Below are 6,628 nucleotides of genomic sequence, written 5' to 3' on the forward strand. Positions count from 1 at the left end.
CTACGAGCAGTGTGGGAATGTTGTTGTATTCATAGGTGGTGGGGAAAAGGAGTTGGCTGCCCAAGCTCGGGCACAAAGTGAATTGGATCTACGGTTTCGAGTGTTGCACCCCTCTCATGAGTGGTCTCCTTGCAGATAGAGATCCTCAATGGTCGGGTAGCGTGTGGTCACTGGTATTACCTTGCGTCCAAGAAAATTCATGGTGTCACTCCGCATATCAGTGCTAAAAAATCTGCGGAATTGGTCGATTAACAAATCGTCAAATTTGCAGTTGTCAAAGGGATAACTGTCAGAAGTAGTGAACGCTTCTCTTTGAAAGCCGCCGGCGGAAAACAACGCCTGCAAAGCCGGGGGTGTAAGTTCTCGATTGTGACGTTGGTAGATGCCCGCCAAGCTCATTGGAGTGCGGTAATGGGGTGAGAGGCTTTGAGCCTTAAATGCGAGGCACTTGACTGCATTTTGGAACGATGAAGCGTTGGGTGTGGAGACGAAAAATCGTCCACCGGGCCGCAGCACGCGGTTGGCTTCGGCGAAGACATTCATCGGGTCCATCGCGAGATGTTCCAGCATTTCGCAGCAAACAATGAGGTCGAAGTTCTGGTCCGGATAGGGCCAGGCGTCCGTCTCGGCGTTGAAGGTTGTTTCCTTAAAGCAATAGCCGTTCGCTCCAACTTTGAGGCTTACTGTACGGGTTTCGCCGCATTGTCCAAAATTGGCTACTTCAAGGTCGTCGAATAGGTGCCTCTTTAGTATGGCGGTCATCCCGTAAGGGCTCGCGGCCAATTCAAGAACTTTTAGATTGCGGGGAAGGTCGACAAGGCAGGCCAGCGTATTGGAATAGCGACGAATAAATACGCGATGATAGGCCATGTAGGCTGGGTTGCTGAGGCCGAAGGGCAGCTCAAGTGTTTCGAGGACTTCCAAGACCACGTTGTCGTCAATGATCACGATCAATTCTCACTTGTTGTGCTTTGAGCTGCGTTGAGCATCGCTCATGAAGAGCGTCCTGGAAAGATGAGTAAATAAAGTAGTACAGCAATGGTGTTCGCGCCAAGGACGATAGTCTGAGATGAAGTGTCTCGCGCAAATGCGGAGGATAGCTCAGACGGCAGCGATTTGCGTGCTGTCCATCGGGCTCGATGAAGTCGAGTGCGATTAATTTGCCTATCAATGCGTTTTGGCTGCAGCGGCGGTCGATCTTCTCGGTCACGTCTGGGCTGTCGCCTCTGCAATGTACCGCCGTGCGGCCCCTCCCGAGCGGCTGATGCCGTCGGTGATACTTCACCACATGGAGATCATCATGCAGCAATCGTCGTTCGGCGAGGTGTTGACGCGTCTGTGGCCGGATGTGGATCGGGTAGTGCCGGGGTTGCGCGCCGGGATCGTCGCGGCGGCGCCGGCGGTGTTCGCCAGATACCGGATCGATATACCGCTTCTGGTCGCGCATGTCATGGCGCAGCTCAGCCACGAGTGCGGGGCCGGGCGCGACGTGGTGGAGAATCTGAACTACACCGCGGCGCGGATGATGCAGGTCTGGCCGTCGCGGTTTCGCACGCTGGCCAGTGCGACGCCCTATGCGCACGACCCGCGGGCGCTCGCCAACAAGGTCTACAATGGCCGGATGGGCAACGCGTCCGGCTCCGACGACGGTTGGACCTATCGCGGCCGCGGGGCGGCGCAGACCACCGGGCGCGAGGGCTACGCGCGACTGGCGCAGGCGACCGGGCTCGACCTCGTCAACCACCCGGACCTGGTCAACGATCCGCGCCACTTCCTGCTGTGCGGCGTCGCTGATTTCGTCGCCTGCGGCTGTCTGCCGTTCGCGCGAGCCGACGACATCGTCGGTGTCACCCGGCGGCTGAACGGCGGCACGATCGGGCTGGCGCAGCGGCGGGCGTGGCTGGCGCGCTGGAAGGGCGCGCTCGGCGAGGTGCCGATCATTTGCTCGCCGCCGCTGGTGCCGGAAGCGCCGGCGCAGGCCGCTCCGCCGACGCCGCCAGCCGCATCGCCGGCTTCGTCGTCCGCACCGCCGCAGCCGTCGCGGCTCGGCAATCTCATCGCGGCGCTCGCCGCTGTTCTCAAGAGGAGCTGATCATGGATTGGAGCGATTTGGCCAAACAGGTGATCGGGCTCGGTGCGCCGATGCTCGGCAGCGCGCTCGGCGGTCCGCTCGGCGGCGCCGCCGGGCAGATCCTGTCCGAGGTACTGGGAGCGGGGACGGCGACGCCGTCAGCGGTTCAGGTCGCGCTGCCGGCGGCCGATCCGGACAAGATCGCCGAAGCCGAAGCGCGCTGGGCCGAACTGATCCGCGCCGAGGCGGAGACCCAGCGGATCGCAATCAGCGAAACGCAGGCGACAATCCGCGCCGAGATCGCGTCGAGCGACGTCATCCAGCGCTGGTGGCGGCCGGCCTATGCATGGGAGCTGACGATCGAATGCGCCGCGCTGTGGGCCGTGCTGGTGCACGAGTTCTGGACCGGCGACATCCAGACCATCAACGCGCTGATCGGCGCGACCGCGCTGCTGGCGACCTATTGGGCTTTCCGGTTCGGCGTGCTAGGCGTTTACGTCAGCGGCCGGACGCGCGAGAAGGTCTGCGCCGCCACCGGGCAGGAGAGCCCCGGCGTCCTCGACAGACTGGTGAAAGCCGTCGTTAAGAAAAAGTAATGCATGCGGAGGCGCCGTTCATCGCGTATTCACGCCGCCGCCGCTCATCTTCACGACGGTAATATCGCCAGTGACTCGGAAGAGCGGAGTTCAAAGTGCGGCTGCTCGTCGTCGAAGATGATCCCGATCTCAATCGCCAGCTGACCACCGCGTTGACGGATGCCGGCTACGTGGTGGACCGCGCCTTCGATGGCGAGGAGGGGCATTTCCTCGGCGACACCGAACCCTACGACGCCGTGGTGCTGGACATCGGGCTTCCCAAGATGGACGGCATCTCGGTGCTCGAAGCCTGGCGGCGCAATCAGCGGGCGATGCCGGTGCTGATCCTGACCGCGCGCGACCGCTGGAGCGACAAGGTGCAGGGTTTCGACGCCGGCGCCGACGACTACGTCGCCAAGCCGTTTCATCTCGAGGAAGTGCTGGCGCGGATCCGGGCGCTGCTGCGCCGAAGCGCCGGCCACGCCCAATCCGAGCTGAGCTGCGGCCCGGTGGCGCTCGACACCCGGACCGGCCGCGTCAGCGTCCGCGGCCATCCGGTCAAGCTGACCTCGCACGAGTACCGGCTGCTGGCCTATCTGATGCACCATGCCGGCCGCGTGGTGTCGCGCACCGAACTGGTCGAGCATCTCTACGACCAGGACTTCGACCGCGACAGCAACACCATCGAGGTGTTCGTCGGCCGCATCCGCAAGAAGCTCGACGTCGATATCATCCAGACCGTGCGCGGGCTCGGCTATCTGCTGTCGACGCCGCCCGTCGAATCCCACTAGGTCCCAGCCGTGACCATGGGGCAGGCGAGGGCGATGGTGCGGAAGCCGGGCTGCTGATGGCGAACCTCGCCGCTCCCGCCAAGCCGCTGCGCCGCCGCGCCAGTTCGCTCGCCACCCGCCTGTTCCTGTCCGCCACGGCATGGGTCGTGGTGATCCTGGCGATCACCGGCATCGTGCTGTCCTCGGTGTATCGGCAGGCCTCGGAACGCGCCTTCGATCGCCGGCTCAATCTCTATCTGCGCACCATCATCGCCGAGGTCGCGACGCCGGATGCTGCCCCGGACCAATTCCAGTCGATCGGCGAACCGCTGTTCGATCTGCCGCTGTCCGGCTGGTATTGGCAGATCGTCCGCACCGACACCGACAAGATCGATCCGCGCGCCTCGCGCTCGCTGTGGGATCGCAAGCTGCCGAAGCTGGAGGACCAGGGCGTCGAGCTCGGCTCGTCGGGCGTGCGGCAGGGCTATGTCGAAGGACCGGAAGGGCAGACGCTGCGCATGGTCGAGCGTCCGGTCGACCTCGGCGCCGACGGCAAATACGTCGTGACCGTCGCCGGCGACGCCACCGAGATTTTCGAAGAGACCCGGACCTTCGACTATTATCTGGCCGGGACCTTCGTGGCGCTGTCGATCGGCCTGGTACTGACCACGATCTTTCAGGTCCGGTTCGGCCTGGCGCCGCTGAAGCGGATCTCGGATTCCATCGCCGACATCCGGTCCGGCCACGCCGAGCGGCTGGAGGGCAAGTTTCCGGTCGAGATCGCGCCGCTGGCGCGCGAGACCAACGCGCTGATCGAGGCCAATCGCGAAATCGTCGAGCGCTCGCGCACCCATGTCGGCAACCTCGCGCATGCGATCAAGACGCCGCTGTCGGTGCTGGTCAACGAAGCCGCGGCGCGGCCGGGCGATCCGCTCGCCGCCAAGGTGCTGGAGCAGGCCGAGATCATGCGCAGCCAGGTGGCGCATCATCTGGAGCGGGCGCGGATCGCGGCGCGGCTGACGGTGGTCGGCACCATCACCGAGGTCGAGCCGGTGATCGAGGCGCTGCGCCGGACCATGGAAAAGATCCATCGTGATCGCGACATCCAGGTCCGCGCCGAGGTCGCCAGTGGGCTGAAGTTCCGCGGCGAGAAGCAGGACCTCGAGGAGATGGTCGGTAATCTGGTCGACAATGCCTGCAAATGGGCGACCAGCCGGGTGTTCATCGAAGCCACCGCGGAACGCGGACCGACCGGGGTGGTCCGCATCATCGTCGACGATGACGGCCGCGGGCTGTCCGCCGCCGAACAGGCCCAGGTCGCGCGGCGCGGCCAGCGGCTCGACGAGAGCAAGCCCGGCTCCGGTCTCGGCCTGGCGATTGTGGTCGATCTCGCAGCGCTTTACGGTGGGGAACTGACGCTCGGCCATGCGCCGATCGGCGGCCTGCGCGCCGAGCTCACCCTGCCTGCGGCATAACGAATCAGGGGCTGCCACAGCGTCGCCCGATTTCGCCGCTCCGTTGCTTGAGCGTTAGGAATTTCGGTGTAGAACCACCTGCGAGGGGACAAGTGGGGATTGCGATGACGATGCGTCGGCGTGCTGGTCTGGCGAAGCCTTCGGTGGGGCTGTTGGTGCTGTCTGCACTGGCGCTGGCCGGCTGCGATCGCACCACCGGGCTGTATGCACGGGTCGATTCCTTCACCAGCAATGTCGGCAACGATTTCGGGCGCTCCGGCGACGGCGCCGCGGCTGCGGTCGACAGCGCCGCGATGGGCGGGCTGATCGGTCCGAAGATCGGCGCGCTGTTGAATGCCGAGGACCGCCGCATCGCCTATGCGGCAGAGCTGGAAGCACTCGACCATGGCGAGTCCGGGGCGCCGGTGCCGTGGAAGAACCCGACCTCTGGGCGCTACGGCAACATCGTTCCGGGTCCCGCTTACGCCAAGCAGGGCGCGACCTGCCGCGGCTTCTCCCACAGCGTTACCGTCGGCGGCCAGCTCGAGATTTCCCGCGGCACCGCCTGCCGCACCAATGACGGCCCCTGGACGGCGGCCGGCTAGTCCAGGCTCCCCCGGGGCTGTCCCGATCAACGGGAATACGCTGATCCGTCAAAAGCTTGCGACCGTTGCTTGCGATTGATGCAGAGCCTGAATCCCGGATGCTATCCGGTTGCCGCAACTCCTTCTTAACACCGCACCTGCTATCTTGAGGGATAGCGTCCGGCGTGCATGTGCTGTGGCCGACGCCACCGCACGCACGCAGAATTCGGGCGCATGACCCAGACATCGACCGAACGGCTGAGGGAGTACCTCGCCCAGCTCCCGCCGCAGTCGCAGGCGCTGCTGATGCGCGAGTTCGAACGCGCGCTGGAGCGCGGCGACGACGTCGCGGTCGCGCGCTTCGTGCTCGAAGAACTGCGCAAGGTCGTCCGCGGTTCGGATGAGAACACGGCGCCGCGCACCGACGATCCGGCGCGGCTGATGTTTCGGGTGCTCGAACCGTTCCTGATCGACAACAGCCAGCAGCCGCGCCCCGGCCAGATCCGCCGCGGCTCGCTGACCTCGATCTGGCAATGGCTGGAGCGCGAAGCGATCCCGGCGCAGGTTCGCGAATTCGAAGGCGGGCTGATCGGCCTGCGCGGCGGCACCGCGGCGCAAATCGACGCGCTGGTCCGCAAGCTGCAGGCCGCCGCCGCCCAGGCGATCGACAACGTCATCAATCCGGAGCCGGGCGTCGACCGGCAGCGCGCGATGTCGCGGGTCGGGCCGCCGTCGACCGTGGAGGATCTGCCCGGGGTCGGCGCCGTGCTGGCCAATCGCGAGGCGCTCGAGACGTTCGACGGCAAGCTGTCGTCCAACCTGCGCAGCTTCGGCGAGTCACAGGTCAATTCGATGCTGGCGTCGCTCAACGCGCCGGCGCTGCAGACCCCGATCATGCTGCCGTTCGCGCTGACCTTGATCCTGCGCCATCTGACGCAGCCGTGGCAGATCGTGCGGCTGGCCATCAAAGTTGCCGGCTCCGACGACGAAATCAGGGTGGCGGGGGGGGGGGGGGGGGGGGGGGGGGGGGGGGGGGGGGGGGGGAGGGGGGCGGGGGGGCGGGGGGGGGGGGGGGGGGGGGGGGGGGGGGGGGGGCGGCCCCCCCCCCCGGGGGGGGGGGGGGGGGGGGGGGGGGCCCGGCGGGGGGGGGGGGGGCGGCGGGGGCGGGGGGGGG

Annotated in this window: 6 protein-coding genes and 1 pseudogene; 6 read left to right on the top strand and 1 reads right to left on the bottom strand. The window is 65.8% G+C overall.

Features of this window, described 5'->3' with window-relative positions; genetic code table 11:
* Nucleotides 1-114: 114 nt before the first annotated feature.
* Nucleotides 115-948: a class I SAM-dependent methyltransferase gene (locus tag D4Q52_RS12870; protein ID WP_147407790.1), complete on the bottom strand. Its 834-nt coding sequence runs from the start codon at nucleotides 946-948 to the stop codon at nucleotides 115-117.
* Nucleotides 949-1,264: 316 nt separating this feature from the next.
* Here D4Q52_RS12870 and D4Q52_RS12875 point away from each other — a divergent pair, with 316 nt between their 5' ends.
* From D4Q52_RS12875 to D4Q52_RS12900, 6 genes and pseudogenes are all read left to right on the top strand, one after another.
* On the top strand, nucleotides 1,265-2,092 hold the full coding sequence (locus tag D4Q52_RS12875) for a glycoside hydrolase family 19 protein (protein WP_234831178.1): 828 nt from the start codon (nucleotides 1,265-1,267) through the stop codon (nucleotides 2,090-2,092).
* Nucleotides 2,093-2,094: 2 nt separating this feature from the next.
* Nucleotides 2,095-2,667 carry a 3TM-type holin gene (locus D4Q52_RS12880; protein WP_119856946.1) on the top strand — a complete coding sequence of 191 codons (573 nt, stop codon included), beginning with the start codon at nucleotides 2,095-2,097 and terminating at the stop codon, nucleotides 2,665-2,667.
* Nucleotides 2,668-2,762: 95 nt separating this feature from the next.
* Nucleotides 2,763-3,437, top strand: coding sequence for a response regulator transcription factor (locus D4Q52_RS12885; RefSeq protein ID WP_119856947.1), 675 nt, complete (start codon nucleotides 2,763-2,765; stop codon nucleotides 3,435-3,437).
* Nucleotides 3,438-3,493: 56 nt separating this feature from the next.
* Entirely contained in the window at nucleotides 3,494-4,891 is a 1,398-nt protein-coding gene (locus tag D4Q52_RS12890) for a sensor histidine kinase (RefSeq protein WP_119856948.1), read from the top strand.
* Between the two features lie 104 nt (nucleotides 4,892-4,995).
* Nucleotides 4,996-5,475 carry an RT0821/Lpp0805 family surface protein gene (locus tag D4Q52_RS12895; RefSeq protein ID WP_119856949.1) on the top strand — a complete coding sequence of 160 codons (480 nt, stop codon included), beginning with the start codon at nucleotides 4,996-4,998 and terminating at the stop codon, nucleotides 5,473-5,475.
* Nucleotides 5,476-5,688: 213 nt separating this feature from the next.
* Nucleotides 5,689-6,628 (top strand): annotated as a pseudogene (locus tag D4Q52_RS12900) (hypothetical protein); the annotation flags it as partial.

Source organism: Rhodopseudomonas palustris, from assembly GCF_003591005.1.
In the GTDB taxonomy this organism is placed as follows: domain Bacteria; phylum Pseudomonadota; class Alphaproteobacteria; order Rhizobiales; family Xanthobacteraceae; genus Rhodopseudomonas; species Rhodopseudomonas palustris_K.